Below are 18,116 nucleotides of genomic sequence, written 5' to 3'. Positions count from 1 at the left end.
GGGACCGTCTTGCACCTCATATACAAATGTTCGGGAGTAGAAGTCGTGCCAATCGTTATTCTTTTCCGCGGCAAAAACAGACACAGTTGATGCAACTATTGCTGCGAAAAATATTGCTTTGGAAATCATGCTTGTACCCCTTCATTTGAAAAAAAAGTGCTGTCTATTGCATCGTTTGAGATGTAATTGAAGTGACGCAGCGCGGCGGCTGCTAAGGCTTGTGAAGAGTCGATTAGTGTTAATTCACGATCCCCGTGGCGCCTGCGCGGGGGGCAAGCAAGCGGCAGTTCAGTGCATGCCAAGATGACTTTATTTATGCCGCGACGGCTCAGCGCGTCGAGAAGCGCGTCAGCTTTAAGTGTGGCGTCCGTAATCCATCCGGCTTTTGTGTCTGCAATAATTTCATCGACGGCTTCTTGCTCTTGGTCGCTGATTACTGCGACTTGATAACACGCACTTTTCAAGCGCTTGCTATAGATCCCCGCTGAATGCGTCCCGCGTGTTGCAAGTACTGCTACCAGGCCAGGTGGCCGGAGTCTTTTAAGCTCAGCGACTGAAGCATCTGCAATGTGCAGAATTTGAACGCTCGATGCAGATTGCATCTCGTCAAACCAAAAGTGTGCTGTGTTGCATGGGACAACTATCAACTCAGCGCCCATGGCTGCCAAGGCCGCTACGCCGGCGGTCAGGTAGGCCGCCGGCGCATTGCTGCTCGCGCGGATCGCGTTGGTGCGATCGGGGGTGCCAGGTTGATTAAGGGTGATCCAGGGGCAGTGTTCTTGGTCAAGGCTGGCAGGCGTTAGCCGCACCAGCTTTGTCAAAAAATCGAGCGTGGCAAGCGGCCCCATGCCGCCTAGGATGCCCAGCAATGGGGTTTGAAGTGGTGTCATGCTGTGTACCCTTCGGGTGTCAGGGATGGTGATTGGAGGGGCGCAATTAGCGCCACGAGGGCACAAATGGACGCCACAAGCAGGACTGTGCGCAACGTATCGCAGATGGGTTCCACGGCAACAAACAGCACGAAGGCCGCCTCAAAGGGCAGTCCCAGCAACGAGCAGACGATGGTGGTTTGCGAGATAGTCACTATGCCGTTCATGCCCGTGGACGAGAACCCGGCAATCAACGAGGCGAACAGGATCAGCATGTAGTCCGTTGTAGCAAGGTCTCGACCATACAGCTGGGAAATGAAAACGGTGGCCATGCAGTAGTACAAAACCGGGCCTACCCGAAACAATGCCGTTCCCAGGGGCACCAACAGCTCGGCAATGGGCTTGTCAAAGCCGAGCTTGTCGACCATGGCGATCAGCATGGACGGCATGCATGAAGCGCTGTTGCGCGTGGCAACGGCCATTAGGGCAGGGGTGCCAATGGCTGCGCGGGTAGCTGCCAGGGGGCGGCCGGACCTGCTGCTGATGATCACAAGGCAGGCGATCACGATGGCGGCAGTGGCAAGGGCAAACGGCAAAACAAACCGCATCATCTGATGCAGCGGCTCGGATCCGGCGGTCGCGACCTGTTCGGCGATCAGGCTTGCCGTGGCGAATGGTAGAAAATAAATAAGCCAGCGAGTAACGGTCTGGCAGAGTGTGAAAACGAGCTCGCAAGTGCCTAGAAACGCGGCTTTAGCGGGCGATGCCGGCGCTGTTACTAATGCGCAGCTAAAAATTAATGAAAACACCAGGCTCTTTAGAGTGTCGCCACTGGCAAGAGCTCCAAAAATATTGGATGGCACCAGCCGGCCGACAAGGTCTGCAAGCAAGTTTGTGCGGGCGGACAGGACAGCAGGGGTGGTGAAAGTCGCTGCAATCTGGGTAGTTTGAGAACTGATTAACAGCCCGAGCGCGCCGGCTACGGCCATGCCGCCGACGAGGCAGAGGATGATCTTGGCCAAATATTGGCGCGCACCGGGTGCACTAGCTAATTTTGTGACGCTCAAAAAGATCGAGCTCAACAAAAAGGGCAACACTATAAGGCGCAATAAATCGACATAAGCCAGACCGACAAACCGGGCTTCTTTCGCGGCATCGGGGGCCATGGCGCCGACCATTAGGCCGGCGGCAACGGCGGCAAAAATCGTCGCGGGATGCGTGAAGATTTCAGCGAGATTTTTGGGCTTTAAATGCATTTGCGACAGGGCTATTTTTGAAATTGCACCAACGCTAACCACACTTTTGAATTCGCACAAACCACTATTGGGCGGTATATAAAAAAACACGCATTTAGTTTACGAAGAACGTGTAACAGTTTGTAAATACAACATTAAACGCAGCGTTTATTCGTGATTTTCCTCTCTAATTGCCTTTAATTTAGTGCTCTCATACACTCAAACACTCACACGACCTAAAGGGGATTTCTGGCGGCTTTGGTGTATGGCAGGGTGGCTGCGGCGCATTGATTCGCCTGGCGGCCGGATGGAGGCCTTCCCGGGCCTTTTTTGAATACACTCCCGCGCATGGTCACATCTAAAAAAGTCGTTGCAAAAAAAGTCACGCCGGCGCGGCGCACGCCGCAAGGGCCGCGTGTGAATATCAACGTCCCGGACGAGCTGAGGCGCGAGTGGAAACACCAGGCAATCGAGAGAGATCTCACGATGACGGAAATGATTGTGGAGGCTATGGACGCGTACCTGTCTAAGCCAGCTAAAAAGAGTAAGTCTTAAGAGCGGGTGAGAAGGCATGCCACTGATGGTGCTGCTCTGGCTGGTCGGTACGCTTGCCCCTTTGGCCGTCAAAACGATGGTCTGGTCGCGGAACACACTGAATACCGATGTTCTCACGACACGCTAAGCGGCGGGGTCTACAGGGACTGAAGCCGCTTGTCCTGTCCATGTGTTGTCCGGCGTAAGCAGTTTCGATAAGGCGGGAGCCGGGAAGCGTATCCGAGCCTTTGCCGATTGTCTCAGGCAGTATCGTAAGGTCGCGAGAGTGCGTCTTGCACTGCGCCAATAAACGCTGCGTTTATTCGGGTTCTGAGTTGCGCCTTAGGGTCGTTTGATTGCGTCGCTATTTTTGTGTAATCTGACCAATTTTATTTGGAGCACGTATGAGAATAAAAGAGGTCGGTGAGAATTTGGTCCTGTATAGGTACGGAGGCTATGTTCAAGAAAGCAAGAAGCAGCTGGAGGTGAAGATCGGCAGTATCTCCACGCGAACACTACCCGTGGTGCAGGGTGATGACGGGATAGATGCAGGTGGAATCCCAATTGAGATTTGGGACAATCTAACCGGCGTAGAGCAGCGAGAGTTGGTCGCTTTTTTGGTTAAAAAGAAGGGTGATCGGATTCGATCGGAGCTATCCATATCGGCGGCAAATCTAGATGCTTTCGCGCCGCAAATTTCCCCTTCAGTCATGGACAAGGAATTGGCCGCTAGTTTGTGGAATTCGTTTGAATGTGCTGGTAGGGCGCTCAAGGCGGCTGGGTATCCAAAGGTAACCAAGAAAGCAGCTGTCGCCGCCATTCTGGAATGACCGACCTCCATAGAGCTCGCGTTCGATAAGTTGGACTGGTGACCTGGCATTACCAGTCCACATCTTCAAAAATCCCGTTTCGACTTTGAATCTTTGACTTTGGGTTCCCCTACTGCGTGCCAGCTGCGTCGGCTTGCACTATGCCAACGCCTGGGCCGTTCTGGACCGGTCGGAGCAGGACACTGTCGGCCCATCCCCTTTAGCCATGATCAACAGGCGGTTTACCCCTCGTGTAGAGGGGTCGGCGCATTTGCGCCGGGGGTTAGCGGCTGTTCAAGCTGCAAGAGATTCCGGATTCCGTTGTCGCTTGTTTGCATCGAAGTTATCTCTTTACTTAAACGTATATTGAGTGCGAGCATAAAGTCGTTTGCGCGATCTTGTCTTTCTTGGTAACTTGTTCACATGGAAATTAATTTTCCTATGAAGCGAAGCCAGCCGACCCGTTTTCAAAACCCCTCCGGGGTTTCTCAACAGGGCTGGTAAGGGGGGGTGCCCCCCTTAGACCCGACAAACACAAACATCCGACCTCGTGCCGCTTGTTTGATTGGACCTTTTGAATTGGGACTTGTATGGCCAGGCCGTTGAAAAATGAAGGTGATCCGCTCGTGCCTTTTGCCGTCAGGATTCCTGAGTCGTTGAGCGTTCGCATCCGCCGTGAGGCTGTGGAATCTGGGGTATCACTCGGCGACCATTTGCGCGCTCGCATCAGTTTTGCAGAAGCAAAACCGCTTGGCAAACGTAGCCCAAGGCGCCGTGAATCGCTTGCAAAAGTGTCCGGTGCGGATCCTGAACTGTTGCGCCAGCTCGCATCAATTGGCAACAACATCAATCAGCTCGCGCGTGCAGTAAACACTGATTTGTTGGGGGGGACACCCGTTTCCATCACACAAGCTCTGCTGGTTTTGCGCGCGATTGAACAGAAATTGGATCGGCTAGGCTGATCAATGCACACCAAATTTCTCGATCACGACACCGGCAGCGGCCGCGATGCGATCACATATTTGCTGCAAGACAAGGACCACAACGGTGACGTTCGGGCGGAAGTTCGTGTAATGCGTGGCAACCCGCATCAGGTTGGGCGCTTAATAGATAGCCTCGAATTTGTGAATCGATACCGCTCCGCAGTGATCGCCTTTCACAAGGATGATGCGCCGAGCGACGCCGAATTGCAAGATGTCTTGCACCGTTGGGAGCGAGTTGCTTTCGCCGGATTGAGTCCAAATCAGTACACCTACACGGCGGTTCTACATCGAGATTTTGATGGAACTCCCCATATTCATATTGTCGTTCCGCGGGTAGAACTGACGACTGGCCTGTCATTAAACATAGCACCGCCGGGATGGCAAAAGGCATTTGACAGCTTCCGGGACATGCTCAATTGCGAGCATGGATGGGCGCGGCCGGATGATACGTCGCGCTCGCGCCTGGTCCAGCCTGGCAGTGTCGGGACATTCCCAGAATGGAAAAACTGCACCGATCCACGCGCGGCAATCACCGAATTTCTGGTCGATGAAATAGTCAAAGGTCGTGTCTTTGATCGCCAGAGCCTGCTGATTGCTCTTTCAAAGCATGGCGAAATCACCCGTGTTGGTAGCGACTACATATCAATTCGGCTCGAAGGAAACGCAAAACCAATTCGTTTGAAAGGTCTTCTTTATGGCGACAAGTTCACCCCAATCGCTATTGGAGAGATTGGCAAAGCGGCAGGATCAAGACCAGGAGGACGAGAAAAGCCGAATCCAATCGCTGCAGCAACTGCACGAGAAATCTATGATCGATTTGTCGTATCTCGCGCAAAGTACAACCAAAAACGTTACGGCACTGGGCGCGGCGGAGTTGAAAGCAGCGATGGAGGGCGCGAAGGGCGTGGTCGCAGGCGGGGCCAAATCTATCAAAACATCGCTGAAACAACTGGATCAGGACGTACAGGAATTGGGCGCGCAGACTCGGAAACGGATGGCTTGGCTGATGCTTTGGCCGCTGGTTTCCACGATCTCGATTTGCATGGTTTTGATGGTGGTGACTGGCCTTTGGAGCACATGGAAGGTCAACCAAGCGGACACACTGGTGCAGCAAAGACTGGCGCAGGCTCAGCAACTACAGGACCACATCAGCTCAATGACAGCCGCATTTTGCGCAAGCCCGGCGGGCAAAAGCGCGTGCAAAAAGTAGAAAGTGATGAAGAAAATGGAAAACGAAATCAATCAAGACGACAAGATGCTGGACGATTTGCTAGCGTTGAACAGCATGTCGGAGACATCTACACCGACAGATTCCCAGCTCCGGGCCATGGCAGATTTGACCGTATTGGCGGACGCACAACCGCTCAAAAAGATGTCAGGTGTCTTAACCAGGTGGGCCGCTTCGGGAAACTCGGTTCCCTCGGTGGCGTGCAAAAACTGTACAGCGGGGCTATGGATGATCCAAGGCACGGCCCTGCAAAATTACTGCCGCGTGATGCACTTGATGACTTGGACCAGCGCGGAGCCCGTGGATCTGGTGGACTGCGACGGGGTGGATCTGGAATAGATCAAGCGGAACCTGCAACTAGGCTGTCGCCGTGGCAGACGTATGTCGCGGCCAAGAGAGAGCATTTTTCAGCTAAAAAAGAGGCTATCGATGCACTGCGGGCCAGTCACAAAGCCGCAAGGACTGGCATGGCGACGATCCACAAGGCGCAGAAGGATGCACTTTGGCAGGCGTACCGCGGGGCGGCAGATTTGCCAGCCAGGCGCTCGTTGCTCGCAGCGAAATTAGTTAAAGAGAGGTTGAATCTGAAGGATAAATGTAGGGCGGAGATTGCTGATGCGCGCACCAAATACGATCGGTTTGCTGACTTTAAGGATTGGGAGCAGCCAGGGCGAAGCAGAAAAGCTGCGCCGGCGACTATGGGTATGCCGGGGCTAGATGCCGGAAAACCTCCAGTGGTAGGCCAACCCGCGGTGTTGAAACACGATCTCAGAGACTACAACGGAGTGGCGGCCGGCCGAGTTGTGCACTATTTGAACAGTGTGACTGGGGACAGGTCATTTACAGACACGGGGTGGCAAGTGGTGGTCTACGATCACCAGGACGAGGCCTCAATTTTAGCCAGCCTGCAACTGTGCGGCGCCAAGTTTGGCGAAGGAAAGTTCGCTGTTTCTGGAGCGACGGATTTTAAGACCAAGGTTTGTCAGGTGGCGGCTGCGCATGGAATCAAGCTCCAAGAGCCCAAATTGCAGGCCCAGGTCAACAAAATCGCAAGTGAAATCAAGGCCGCTAAGGCACGGGAGGCAGAAAATGACAGAGCTCGAAATGCTGCTGACAAAGCAATTGCAGACTCTCAGCGATCAGCACGAAACACAAGTTCAGCAATTGACAAATCAAATTCAAGCGTTAGCTTCGCAGCAGCAACAGCAAAGTTTGCAGCTCAGCAAACTGAGCTCGCAAGTACTCAAATTGAGCGGGCTTTTGAGCGTGTAGAAGTCAATCAGGCCGGGGAATTAGACCGTTTCAAGATTGAAATCAGCGTTGCCGACTTCGCGTTGGGGCAGGGTTTTTTGCTCGATCCGGCGAGCACAGACGGTCAAAAGATCCTTGTGCGAGATGGAGAGAAGATCCTGGTCGGCCGGGATGAGACCGGCAAAGATCTGTTTTTTGATTTAACCGATCCCACAAAACCACTTGGCACGATCATAGATTTTGCCCAGCTTGCGGGCGGTAGTCTGGGCACTGCACGCAAGGCGCTGCGCGCCTGGTTGCAGGGTGCGAGTTCTCTCACGCCCATGGTCACTGTCGCAAATCGGCCGCTGGCAAGCTCTCGCCAGGTGCTCAGAGTGGCCGCCGCTGTCGCGGCAATGAGGCCCTACTCGGGCCACGGCCTGACGGAACGAACCGGGCTAACGCCCGAGATTCTCAAAGCATTCGGCGTGTTGGCTGACGCTGATGGGGACGGCTGTTTTGCGACGGTGGAAGAATCTGGCGTTCCTGGCGTGCAGAAAATCGGGTCCGACGTGCAAAGCTCAGGCCTGGTAATCGTCAACGAGAAGGCTGGGGTCGAGCGGATCGTCATTGCTTCCGACCCGCTTGATCTGATGTCGTTTGCGCAGCTGGGTCACGTGAAAGGTACTGTGTACGTCGCGCATGGGCCGCTGACGCCGGCAAAAGCCAGGCAGCTTCAAAAACTATTAGCGAAACACCCCCAGGCCCAGATATTCACTGCGCACCAGGCGCTCTCCCCTGCACCTGGCCAGCTCGCGGCGGCCGATCCGGCGCACCAGGTCACTGCACTGGCGCCGAGCCCGGCAAAAGTCACCAGGGCTGCGCCACCAAAGGCGCCGACCTGGCACCAGGAGCTCAAGAACGCGCGATCTGATGCAATCAAAGAGCAAATACTGCGGCCGCGCGTGCGGCACGAAACCGAAAAACCTGGCTAGCCAGTCTCGGGCTATAGAAACCTCTTAAAAGAGTCATAGCTAGAGCTACGACGAGGACGATGCACGCTACCTCGTCTGTTCGCAACCAGCAGCAATAGTCGTATAAAAGGTAATGCAACACAAATAGGATGCGGGGGCTCATGAATTCTTTATTTCTGTAATTCTTTGTAATCGTACTTCTGTGTTTAAAGATTACAGTATAATCGCATAATCGTAAACACAGAAGGAATTTATGAGGGTCATCGGGCTGGCAAATCAAAAAGGTGGCGTCGGTAAGACGACGCTCAGCGTCAACTTGGCCGCATCGCTTGCGCATGACGGCGCGCGCGTGATGTTGGTAGATGCAGATCCGCAAGGGAGCTCACTCGACTGGGCCGCCGCCCGCGAAGGGGATCCTTTGTTTACTGTTGTCGGCCTACCCCGGGCATCAGTGCATAAAGAAATTGGCCAAGTGGGCCAAGGGTACGACTACGTGTTGATCGACGCGCCGCCGCGCGTCACAGATCTAGCCAGATCCGTCATCATGGCATCTGACCTGATATTGATTCCGGTTCAGCCCTCTCCTTATGACATCTGGGCCGCTGACGACGTTGTAAAACTAATTGGCGAGGCCGCGGTGTACAAAGAAGGATTGAAATCCTACTTTGTAGTGAACCGAAAAATTTCCAACACAGCGATCGGCCGGGATGTCGGCGACGCCCTCGCCGCATACCCAATCCCATCGCTCACGTCAAGCATCGTCCAGCGAGTCGTTTTCGCCGAAGCGGCGGCAGTTGGCAAATCAGTGTTCGAGATCGACCCGATGGGCGCGGCCGCCCAAGAGATCGAGGCTGTAAAAAATGAGATTCTGGAGATTTTGAAATGAGCGGCAAAAAAGTATCAATAGGAGCGCGACCGACTGCAAAGACTCCAGCAACAACGCCAAGCGCTGATGCTTGGGTCCAAAACCGGGCTGAAGAGGTAACGGATGAGCAGGAGCCACCCGAGAAGATCAAACGATTAACGATTGATCTTCCGGAGAGTCTACACAAACGTACTAAGCAACATTGCTTGACGACTGGCATATCTATCGCAGATCTCGTGCGCAATCTGTTGCTTAAAGAATGCGGAAAAACAGAATAGCGTAAACACAGAAATGCGATTACAAAGAATTACAGAAGTACAGCATTACAGAAATACAGAATTGCCTCTGAGGCCAAAATACATGGTCAAATTGAACGTAGCCAATTTACATCGGATTTTTTGTTCTTGGCCTGATCTCCAAGGATAGCCAAGTGAGGTATACCCAACTTGGCTACTAATCACATGCAAATCGCCAGACTCTATCTGCGGGTCAGTACTGACGAACAAGATCTTGCCCGCCAGGCCGACATCGAGCACAGCGCCCGCCAGGCGGGCTACTACATTGCCGGCGTCTATCGTGAGAAGGCGTCCGGTGCACGTGCTGACAGACCGGAGTTGCTGCGCATGATTTCTGACTTGCAACCGGGCGAGGTTGTCGTCGCCGAGAAAATCGACCGCATCAGCCGACTACCGCTACCTGAGGCCGAACGCCTGGTCGCCTCAATCCGTGCCAAAGGCGCAAGGTTGGCGGTACCTGGTGTTGTCGATTTCACCGACCTGGCCAAAGATACAGACTCAGTGACGCGCATCGTCCTGGAGTCGGTCCAGGAGCTGTTGTTGAAGTTGGCATTGCAGATGGCAAGGGACGATTACGAGACACGGCGGGAACGTCAGCGGCAGGGAGTACAGCTGGCCAAGAACGCCAACAAGTACTCGGGACGCATCCCCGACACAGCGACTCACGCCCGCATCGTCGCGCTGCGTAGCACGGGATTGACCATCAAGCGCACGGCTGATCTGGCAGGTTGCAGTACAAGCCAGGTTAAACGGATATGGGCGCTCAACACATTAACGAATAAAAGGTATCCGTAATTTGTTGTTGATGACCGATTTAAGATTTAGGCGCAATGAACGCAGTCTTGATTTTCAGCAACTCCCAAAAGGCAGGATGCATGGCCCGTGCACCAGTCTCCCACTGCTGAAATGCTCGGCGCGAGGTGTGCAGGGCTGCTGCGCACCAATCCTGAGCAGCAGTGATACCCAACTCGGAGCTAACCTGCACGGCCTCCCTGACCTGTTTAACTTGCTGTGGTTTGGGTGGTTGCAGCAACAGTTAACCTCTCTCTAACGGTTTGCTTAATTGAATCATCAACCGGGCATGAATCGAGGATTTCTTGGCAAGTGCGTGCTAGCTTAAGAATGAAATCGTGATCCTGCTGGATCACATCCACAGGATCACTGTAGGTCCACTCCCTTTCCTCCTGTGATCCAAGCTCTTTTGCCACCCGTGGTCCAACTCTAAACCAACTTTCTAGCCCGGCTCGATCCCTGGATCCACCGATTGCAGGCTGCCAGTGGTACCCCACCAACACACGCTTGCTATCCCATTCCACACAGATCCACAAGGGGACCAAATTGACGCCGCCGGCGATCCGAACTTGCCCATGAACCCTCAGGGCCTTTGGCTTGAAGGATCGTTTGACAGGATAGAAGTCTGTGTGATTTTCAACCATTGTTTCGTAGGAAACAGGCTTTCGGTTGGGATGATTGACCATAGTAAAACTCCATGCCCCTGAGACCCGAGGCGCGGCCGATTCGATTGAATCAATGAATTTATTGTACGCGCATTGCGCATAATTTCAAATAGTCCCCCATAGGGGGACGAATAGTTCCCCCCTAGGCCAGTGGCGGGCTTCGCCCTTCTGGCCGTGGCACTCGACCGGCTTTTGGGCTTCGCCACATGGCCTTCGGCCATCCCGGGAAGTTAGGTATTCGCCCCCCATCTTTTTGTCTATCAAAAGGGCCCCGGGCGGCAAGCAGCGGTGGGCAACCCCACCGGGGTTGTCCCCGGCTGCGCGTCAGTCCGCAGGTGGGTAACTCACGAACCCGCAGGGCCGTCCCCAGGCGTGACCTGGGGGCGGGTGAGTTATCCATCGGAGCGCGTAAACACAGAGTGAGAAGCAAAACCCTGCAAACCCGCATGTTCATTAGGGGTGACCCGACACTTGTCGCATGCCAGCCCGACACTTGTCGCATGCCAGCCCGACACTTGTCGCACGATAACCCGACACTTTTAGACCGTAAAGTGTCTTGACAAGATTAATTTAACGCCTAATAATCTCGACACTTTAACGCTCGAAAGTATCTTGATGGCACGATCATATACGCCTAAAACGCACCTGAATAAACTGACGTATAGCCCAACAATTAACCCATTGATGGAGCCACAAGAGGTAAAAACAAAACGGAGGCTGGTCAAATCAGGACGCAGTGAAGACCTAGTTAACCAGGCTACTGGCGAGATAACAGGCATCGCGGCGATTCACCAAGTCGAGGAACGCGATGACGCCGAGTTTGTGAAGGTGTTCGCGGCCGGGGTCGCCGCGTCTTATGAGCTTACAAAAACGGCGCAACGGGTCTTCCAGGTCGTGCTCGATCAGTACCAGCGCACGCCAATGTCTAGGGGCTTTGCAGACTCAATCGACCTTTTCTGGTTCGGGGATGGCATCGAGGGGCGTGACGTGGGGATCCGGGAAGACACGTTCAAAAAGGGTTTGCGCGAGCTGCTGGATAAGTCATTTTTATATCCAAAATCACCTACGAGTTTTTGGACGAACCCAGCTCTATTTTTTAAGGGCGACCGGGTGATGTTCATTAAAGAATATCGTAGACGCAAGTCGACGGCTGTGGATAAGAGTAAGGCTGAACTCGAAGCAGCTGGCCAGCTCCGCTTGGACGTAGAAACAAAATAAAAGGCAGGGCGACTATGCGTCGCCGGCGCGCGGGGCAGATCAGCACTAAGCAAGCCGCACTTCGTCTAGTAAATCGGGGTGATGATCCAACATCTTTAGGAGTTTGACGAGAGCCAAGGATGGCCGCGTTTTTCCCGTTTCGTACCGAGAGAACGCATTGACACCACCCCCGAAAATTTCTGCTGCCTGGCGCTGGTCTAGATCGAGTTTTTTTCGTACGCTGGCGATGTATGCGGGGTCAACCTGTGCGGCGTTTACCTGCTTTGAGAACGCACTCATTTCGCGCATGACGCGATCTGATTCTGTTAGATCAAATATTGACTCAGAACAAGCAGGGCAAAAGTCGCCCGTCACAGCAGGAATGACGGTGGTCTCGCCTTTGTAAGTGTGCGTTATATCGCGGGTATCGTGGATCAGTTCAGCGCCGCCGCAGCAGGGGCATTTCATAGTTATAGCTCCTTAAATGAAACGATGAGCACGTCATCGATGACAGTTAGTTTGAGATACACATCGCCCGCCGGCGTGCTCGGGCGGTACACGTCTTGCCAGATCCTGTTGTCGTTGTGTGTCGTCATGCTCTTGTAAAAATCGTCCATCGTTAGAGCTGATACAACTCTCAACACCCCATGAACGTCAAAGCCCAAGGCTTCAGCTCCTGCTAGCGCTGTCTGCGTCGTTCGCACTTTTCCCTCCGACAACAAGGCCTTAACAACTGAGAGCCTGCAGTGCGGGGTACCTTTTTCCATACTAAATTATAACCTAGTTGGTTAATAGTAAGCAGTTGTAAAACTGAAAATATTGTTTTGAAAGTCAACCATAGTTGTGTGTTATTCGTTATAATAACGTTACCGTAACAAATAACGTTATTTAGGAGTGGAAATCATGGCAGCAACAGTCACTTTTGAGTCGGTCACGGCGGCAATCAATGCCATCGAGACCGCTGGACAGAAGGCAAGCGTTCGCAAAATCATGGACCAGCTGTTGCTGATGACGGGCGTCAAAGGGTCGCCCAACGTCGTCACCAAGCTTTTTAACGACTACAAATCTGGGCGGCCGCTGGTGCGGCTGGCGGATGTTGGGCTTGATGCTGGAATCAGCCAGGCCATCGCAGCGCAGATGCAAAGGATCGCGGAGCAGTCGGCTGCTGCTGCTGAAGACCGCGCGGCTGAGCTTGAAGACAACATCGCGTTGCTGATGGAGTCCCAGTCCGAAGCTGAAAAGCAAATCGAGACACTGAGCGCTGACCTGGCCAACGTCCAGGCGCAGGCGGCTGATTTTGTTGACAAACTCAAAGAAGCAGGCGCAGAAGCTGAGCGTAGTGCAGATCTGCATGCAAAAGAGCTTGCTGAAACGCGCCAGGAGCTCGCAATAGAACGGGCAAGGGCTGACAGAGTTGCGGGTGATTTGGCGCGCGCTGAGGTGCGCCTAGAGGCCTTGCCGGGTCTACAGGCGGAGATTGAGAAGACGCGTGCAGCACTGGCTGAGCAAACTGAAGCACGGGTTGCTGCTGAGCAATCGGCGGCCGTGCTGGGGGCCAAACTTGAAGCGGCAGAGCGGTTTGCTCTGGAAGCGCGAGAAATTGCAAAACTGGCCGGCGAGCGGGCGGAGAAATCGGCTGTACAAGCCGCGCAAGCAACCCAAGAGCTCAATGCATTGAAGTTGCAGATCCAAGCACAGCAGGGCTCATTAGACACTGCTGCGCGTGAGATTGAAGCGTCGAAAAATGTCGCTCGCGAAGCGCGGGAACTGGCCAAGAAATCTGGCGAAGAAAGTGCCCAATTGAGGGGGCAACTTGAGGTCACAAAAGATGCTCTTTCAGAGGCAAAACGAATGATTTCTGAAAGTGCAGAAACGACAAAAAAAGACACTAAAACTGTCAGCTAAATAGCTGTTTGAAACGTTAAATATTTAACAATCTTTGAACATCAAAATGGAGTTTGAAATCATGAAAAACACACTAACTGCTGCTGCGGTCATCGCATCCCTATTCACGGTCGGCGCAAACGCAGGCACTGTAGACACTTTCGATCCAGCAACCAACATGCTGACATTGCAGGCTGTCACCACAGGTGGGCAAGCGTTCTACAACGCCAACGTCAAGATCAATAACTACTCGCAACTTAACGTCGGCGGCGGCGCACCGGTGGCGGATAGTTTTGACCAGGCTAGCAACATGCTGACCATGGGTACTGTCTCTGTTGGTGGTCAGACCTACACCAATGTGCGAGCACGCATTGACTCATACCAGGTGGTCTCCGTTGGGAATCCTTTCTCCCAGGAAGCAATGCGCGCACAAGCGATGCAACGGATCAGGGAGGTACGCCAGCAATGTGGGAACCCGCAAACAATTACAGAAGTGCCTCAGCTGGAGGCCGCTGCTGGCGCGCACATGAAATACATGGTGGCCAACAAGCAATTCACCGTGACCGAATCGACGAATTTGCCCTACTCAACGGCCGGCTCTGTGAAGGACCAAATTATTGCGAATGGCTACGGCTACATATCCTTGCCAGAGTACTCTCCAGTGCCGCTGGGCGCAACAGGCGGTCAGTGGGTTGACTCTGTTTTGTCTACTACGTTGGGAGCGGCGCGTCTTCTGCAGGCCCAAGAGGTGGGGCTAAGCTTCGCCTCAAACCCTGCCGGCAACGCGACAGGAATGCTGGGGTATGGTTTCTTTGGTAAGTTGTCGACCGTGCCGCTCAACGTGAAAATTATTTGGTCAGCATACCCTTGCGATGGAATGACCGGTGTTGCGCCACGTAACTCGACAGGAAACGCGACGGCAAATTACGCTGATGAGGCGTATTTGGTGCAAGGGTTGAACGCGCCAAATACCGGGACGCCAATAACTTTAGTCGCATCTTTCAACCAGAAAATACAGATTAAAAGTGCCGCACTAACGGATTCGGATGGCAACGCAGTTGACGTCAAATGGTATGATGAAAAAAACTCGGGCCTGAATACTGGTTATGCCGTCATCGTGCCTAGTCAGCCACTTAAGGACTACACCACTTACACACTCAACGCGGTTGGGGGATGGACTTCATCTGGTGCGACAGTTCTGCCAGGACCGTTCAAAACATCGTTCACAACTGGTGGCTCAGTTTTGTACCCAGCTCCCTAAATTAAAAACCCGCCGAAGCGGGTTTTTTTACGTCAGTTCCACTCATTAAAGCGGGGATTTCCCCATCCAGGGTTTGGATCTGGAGCTGGCGCAGGTTCGTAAATGATTTGGGGCTCTGGTGGCGCAACGGCCGGCGGAAGTGAAACGACTGGAGGAGGTGGGATATACACTTCCGGAGGAGGCACATAGCCGTTTACGACTGTTGCAGAATTCAACACATTAGCCCCACCGCCTGAAAATCCCCCCACGGACGTGATGACTTGTCCGTTTTGGGCGATGGGCGAGCCATAGTCAATAGATCCACTCGTGCCATTGTTGAGCGTTACGTTGACACCATTTGCGCCAACTGAGCCCGTCCCAATCACGTTGCCTGAGGCGTCTTTCACTTGGCCAGTCAAAATATCAAGCCACGCGCCTGATGCGGTTGCAATCCCTTGTCGGCCGCCAGCGAATGTGGTGACAGTTATGTTGTTTGTGTTTGCGAGCACCGCGCAAGCTTCTGCATTAGTGTTAACACAAGTGGCATTCCCAACACTTGTTGTTGTTTCATACCGACCCGTTGCAGGGTTGAAGGATGCCCCGCCGCCGGCATTGAATGAAACCTGGCCCATACCGGAGATATTCGCAACGATGTTGCCTTGATTGTCCGTCGTGAACGAGCCGATTGTCTGGCCATTTGCTGCACGGACAGAGCCATCTGCCATCAGGCAACCGAGCTGGTCACATGACAGCGCGCCACCCATAACCTGCGGTTGGGAGGGGGCTGATGCCAGGACGGGGGCCGTCCATGGGTCTGGTACACCGCCGAAAGGGCCGGGCGTCGGTGTCGTGGGTACAGCCCATGGATCTCCCGGGACCGGGGGCACAACTGGGGGAGCCGCCCACGGGTTAGGGTTAGACGCCACTACAGGGACAGGGGACGGGCTTGAGACTCGTGCCCCAATGTTTCGGACTGAATCACTCTGCTGGCTAGCCAGCTGGCTGCCGATCGTGCGGGCGACTTCGCCAGAAGTCGGGTCGGGGGTGACCCCAGCTGCAACGGTCGGGGCCGCCCAGGCGTCAGGGATTGGAAGGGACGGGGAGGGCGCGAAGGGTAGGCCGGCGCGTGCGCTGAATGTGCGTACAGAGTCGCTCTGCTGAGCAGCTGACTGACTGCCGATCGTTCGGGTCACTTCACCTCGCACGTTGGGGCCTACGTCCACGGCGATGTCTGTATGACGTGTTTGAGCCGCGCCATCCACGCTCCAAGTCTGGGAGTAGATGGCTTGACCGGTGAATGGGTCGCGTTGCTGAGCGCTAGCGCCCAAGCTGGCTATGACAGTAAGGGTGATGATCAGTTTTTTCATGTTTTGAACGTCAAAGTTAATTTAAATAAATATCAGCAAGCAGGTTGAGGAGAGTGAAATTGCATGACAACTGCGTGAGATTCTTCGGCTTCGTCAAAGTAAGGACAGTCACCACGGTCTTTGTTGAGCTCAGCAAGTCTATTTTGGGTGATCATGTAGGCTAGGTCCCCTCTATCTGCAGCTGCTTGATCATCACTCTGAGGGGCCGCAGGCAGTGCGAATGGGTCATTGTTTTGCACTGCCGCAAGTACTTTTGTAATTTCTCGAAGTGCTGTGGTTTGGTCTCCCCCGGCAGCAGTAATCAGGGCTGCGGATGAAGGTAAATACGGCTGTGCAAGTGACATCTCTTGCATCTGATAATCAATGCTGCAAGCATTGAGAATTGCATTCACAAATCTAGCAATTAAGGCTTGCACTGCAGCAATTGAGTTTTGCATGAGAACTGCTAGATTTGCAAGATTTCTCAGCAATTGCTCAGCGTCAGTCTCCTGTTGATTTGTGTCGTCCGATGCCGCCGGCATCTCATCTGTGAGATGCGCTGATCGAGCTCGATCTCTGTCAGCTGCTGGGAGATAGTCCCAGCCACTGCCACTGCCGCTTGCAGTACCGGACTTGACAGGCGACCAGCCTGCTGACCAGCCCAGGGGTTTTTCATCTTTAATACTCATAATTTTTCACTCCTTAAATTTCAATTACTAAGTCAGCAAATGTTTTTGCATCGCCCGCATCTGCTTCAAGCACGTCTTCTGCTTGCATCAGCACTGCGTCTAACGCGTCATCAGGAGAAAGGCTACGGAGCGTTGACATCATCTGTATCGAGCGAGCAATAATGGTTGTGGACTGCTGAGCGCCGCACAGCCGTAAAACCTCCTGAGCTGGGTAAGGATTTGAGCGCACTAGTTCTTCAAAGCTTAATTTTTTTACTATTTCTGCACACTCGAACGGGAGTAAAACGGCATCATTAATGGAGAGGCCATCCAGCCAAATAAACTGTTCGTCGCCCTCGCTGATCGACTGGCAAAGCAGTAGGCAGGGGCGGCGATGCATCGAAAGTCGAACGCGAATTAAAAACAAATCGATCACTTTTCACGATCTCCTTTGAATTTGATTTCTGGCATAAATGAAGGGTCATGCATAGCACCGAGTGCGCCGCCGAGGTCATACAAATCTTCCTGCTCTAAATCAACGCCGACTTCTTGAATTTGCCGCGCTGCATCGATTTGCAGGGCAATCAACGCGCGCTTGATAGCAGCAGCAGCGGGCGCTGGGCGCAACTTGTGCACATCTTGCATGCCTCCGGTGCGGACAAATGTTGTCCTGCCGGGCAAGTCACTTTTCGCTATCGGGTCCACTAGTTTTTGAACCGCGCATCTCCGCGCCAGATCAATTTCCGCGATGGTCGATTTCATTTGATAGCGACCAGCTCAAAAGTTGTGACTGGGACGCCGGCGTCGACACCATCCTGGCCAGGGTGCACTTCACTGATTGACAGCACTTCTTTCACGTCAATTGAAAGGACTGGGGAGTACCACAGCTTTGCGCGAACCACTTGTGCCGGGCTGCCGGGGAATTGAATCGTTCGTGTGCGTTCAAAAACTTGACAAACAAATGCACCGCCGCTGTTCAGAGTTAAAACTTCTGATTTACCGCGTTCAAAATACGTGTCAAAAGCTTGCTCAGCGCCGGGGTATTCTGTACGACGATCCTCAATCTGTCTCTTTCCCGCGTGCAGCATTTTTGAGTTAAATTTAGTGGCGTTCATCTCGCTAAATATGCCGCTGAAGCGGATTTCAGCAGCGACCAGTGCAGGCAGTTTCACTTGATGCCTGCCGGGACCGTCTTGCACCTCATATACAAATGTTCGGGAGTAGAAGTCGTGCCAATCGTTATTCTTTTCCGCGGCAAAAACAGACACAGTTGATGCAACTATTGCTGCGAAAAATATTGC

Annotated in this window: 20 protein-coding genes; 10 read left to right on the top strand and 10 right to left on the bottom strand. The window is 53.4% G+C overall.

The window, feature by feature from the left end:
* Positions 1-125: 125 nt before the first annotated feature.
* Together cuyB and AC097P_RS23000 are read right to left on the bottom strand one after the other, a co-directional pair.
* Positions 126-890 carry a cysteate racemase gene (gene cuyB / locus AC097P_RS23005; protein ID WP_479612772.1) on the bottom strand — a complete coding sequence of 255 codons (765 nt, stop codon included), beginning with the start codon at positions 888-890 and terminating at the stop codon, positions 126-128.
* On the bottom strand, positions 887-2,215 hold the full coding sequence (locus tag AC097P_RS23000; protein WP_479612771.1) for a dicarboxylate/amino acid:cation symporter: 1,329 nt from the start codon (positions 2,213-2,215) through the stop codon (positions 887-889). The genes cuyB and AC097P_RS23000 overlap by 4 nt, the downstream gene beginning before the upstream one ends.
* Before the next feature lie 237 nt (positions 2,216-2,452).
* Here AC097P_RS23000 and AC097P_RS22995 point away from each other — a divergent pair, with 237 nt between their 5' ends.
* The 7 genes from AC097P_RS22995 (at position 2,453) to AC097P_RS22965 (ending at position 9,818) form a co-directional block, all read left to right on the top strand.
* Positions 2,453-2,659 (top strand): hypothetical protein, encoded by a 207-nt coding sequence (locus AC097P_RS22995; protein ID WP_479612770.1) that lies wholly within the window; start codon positions 2,453-2,455, stop codon positions 2,657-2,659.
* Positions 2,660-3,042: 383 nt separating this feature from the next.
* On the top strand, positions 3,043-3,468 hold the full coding sequence (locus tag AC097P_RS22990; protein WP_479612769.1) for a hypothetical protein: 426 nt from the start codon (positions 3,043-3,045) through the stop codon (positions 3,466-3,468).
* A 569-nt stretch (positions 3,469-4,037) separates the two neighbouring features.
* Positions 4,038-4,409 carry a MobC family plasmid mobilization relaxosome protein gene (locus AC097P_RS22985; RefSeq protein ID WP_479612768.1) on the top strand — a complete coding sequence of 124 codons (372 nt, stop codon included), beginning with the start codon at positions 4,038-4,040 and terminating at the stop codon, positions 4,407-4,409.
* Positions 4,410-4,412: 3 nt separating this feature from the next.
* The gene (locus AC097P_RS22980) at positions 4,413-7,883 is read left to right on the top strand and encodes an LPD7 domain-containing protein (RefSeq protein ID WP_479612767.1); all 3,471 of its coding nucleotides are present in this window, start codon (positions 4,413-4,415) and stop codon (positions 7,881-7,883) included.
* 232 nt (positions 7,884-8,115) lie between these two features.
* The gene (gene parA / locus AC097P_RS22975) at positions 8,116-8,748 is read left to right on the top strand and encodes a ParA family partition ATPase (RefSeq protein WP_479612766.1); all 633 of its coding nucleotides are present in this window, start codon (positions 8,116-8,118) and stop codon (positions 8,746-8,748) included.
* Complete coding sequence (locus AC097P_RS22970; RefSeq protein ID WP_479612765.1) at positions 8,745-9,005, top strand: plasmid partition protein ParG; 261 nt, start codon at positions 8,745-8,747, stop codon at positions 9,003-9,005. The genes parA and AC097P_RS22970 overlap by 4 nt, the downstream gene beginning before the upstream one ends.
* Before the next feature lie 183 nt (positions 9,006-9,188).
* Complete coding sequence (locus tag AC097P_RS22965; RefSeq protein WP_479612764.1) at positions 9,189-9,818, top strand: recombinase family protein; 630 nt, start codon at positions 9,189-9,191, stop codon at positions 9,816-9,818.
* A gap of 206 nt (positions 9,819-10,024) precedes the next feature.
* Here AC097P_RS22965 and AC097P_RS22960 read toward each other — a convergent pair whose 3' ends face one another.
* Positions 10,025-10,501, bottom strand: coding sequence for a hypothetical protein (locus AC097P_RS22960; RefSeq protein WP_479612763.1), 477 nt, complete (start codon positions 10,499-10,501; stop codon positions 10,025-10,027).
* 663 nt (positions 10,502-11,164) lie between these two features.
* Between AC097P_RS22960 and AC097P_RS22955 the strand changes: the two genes are divergently transcribed.
* Positions 11,165-11,698: a hypothetical protein gene (locus AC097P_RS22955; protein WP_479612762.1), complete on the top strand. Its 534-nt coding sequence runs from the start codon at positions 11,165-11,167 to the stop codon at positions 11,696-11,698.
* Positions 11,699-11,743: 45 nt separating this feature from the next.
* Here the strand turns inward: AC097P_RS22955 and AC097P_RS22950 are convergent, their stop codons facing one another.
* Both AC097P_RS22950 and AC097P_RS22945 read right to left on the bottom strand, forming a co-directional pair.
* Entirely contained in the window at positions 11,744-12,145 is a 402-nt protein-coding gene (locus tag AC097P_RS22950; RefSeq protein WP_479612761.1) for a type II toxin-antitoxin system MqsA family antitoxin, read from the bottom strand.
* Between the two features lie 2 nt (positions 12,146-12,147).
* A complete protein-coding gene (locus AC097P_RS22945; RefSeq protein ID WP_479612760.1) occupies positions 12,148-12,444 on the bottom strand; it encodes a type II toxin-antitoxin system MqsR family toxin in 297 nt (98 codons plus the stop codon).
* Between the two features lie 136 nt (positions 12,445-12,580).
* Here AC097P_RS22945 and AC097P_RS22940 point away from each other — a divergent pair, with 136 nt between their 5' ends.
* Both AC097P_RS22940 and AC097P_RS22935 read left to right on the top strand, forming a co-directional pair.
* Positions 12,581-13,582, top strand: coding sequence for a DNA-binding protein (locus AC097P_RS22940; protein ID WP_479612759.1), 1,002 nt, complete (start codon positions 12,581-12,583; stop codon positions 13,580-13,582).
* Positions 13,583-13,643: 61 nt separating this feature from the next.
* Entirely contained in the window at positions 13,644-14,822 is a 1,179-nt protein-coding gene (locus AC097P_RS22935) for a hypothetical protein (protein ID WP_479612758.1), read from the top strand.
* A 32-nt stretch (positions 14,823-14,854) separates the two neighbouring features.
* On the opposite strand, the gene AC097P_RS22930 is transcribed toward AC097P_RS22935, so the two are convergent.
* The 5 genes from AC097P_RS22930 to AC097P_RS22910 form a co-directional block, all read right to left on the bottom strand.
* The gene (locus tag AC097P_RS22930) at positions 14,855-15,526 is read right to left on the bottom strand and encodes a hypothetical protein (protein ID WP_479612757.1); all 672 of its coding nucleotides are present in this window, start codon (positions 15,524-15,526) and stop codon (positions 14,855-14,857) included.
* A 674-nt stretch (positions 15,527-16,200) separates the two neighbouring features.
* Positions 16,201-16,836 carry a hypothetical protein gene (locus tag AC097P_RS22925; protein ID WP_479612756.1) on the bottom strand — a complete coding sequence of 212 codons (636 nt, stop codon included), beginning with the start codon at positions 16,834-16,836 and terminating at the stop codon, positions 16,201-16,203.
* A 13-nt stretch (positions 16,837-16,849) separates the two neighbouring features.
* Positions 16,850-17,251, bottom strand: a complete 402-nt coding sequence (locus tag AC097P_RS22920; RefSeq protein ID WP_479612755.1) for a hypothetical protein — start codon at positions 17,249-17,251, stop codon at positions 16,850-16,852.
* A complete protein-coding gene (locus AC097P_RS22915) occupies positions 17,248-17,577 on the bottom strand; it encodes a hypothetical protein (protein ID WP_479612754.1) in 330 nt (109 codons plus the stop codon). Before AC097P_RS22915 ends, AC097P_RS22920 begins: the two co-directional genes overlap by 4 nt.
* A partial coding sequence (locus AC097P_RS22910; RefSeq protein ID WP_479612753.1) for a hypothetical protein occupies positions 17,574-18,116 on the bottom strand: 543 nt, incomplete at its 5' end. The genes AC097P_RS22915 and AC097P_RS22910, both read right to left, overlap by 4 nt.

The organism is Rhodoferax sp. ZS1R8, assembly GCF_056521325.1.
Note: the sequence above shows the minus strand (reverse complement) of the source record. Positions and strands in the feature narration are given on the sequence as shown.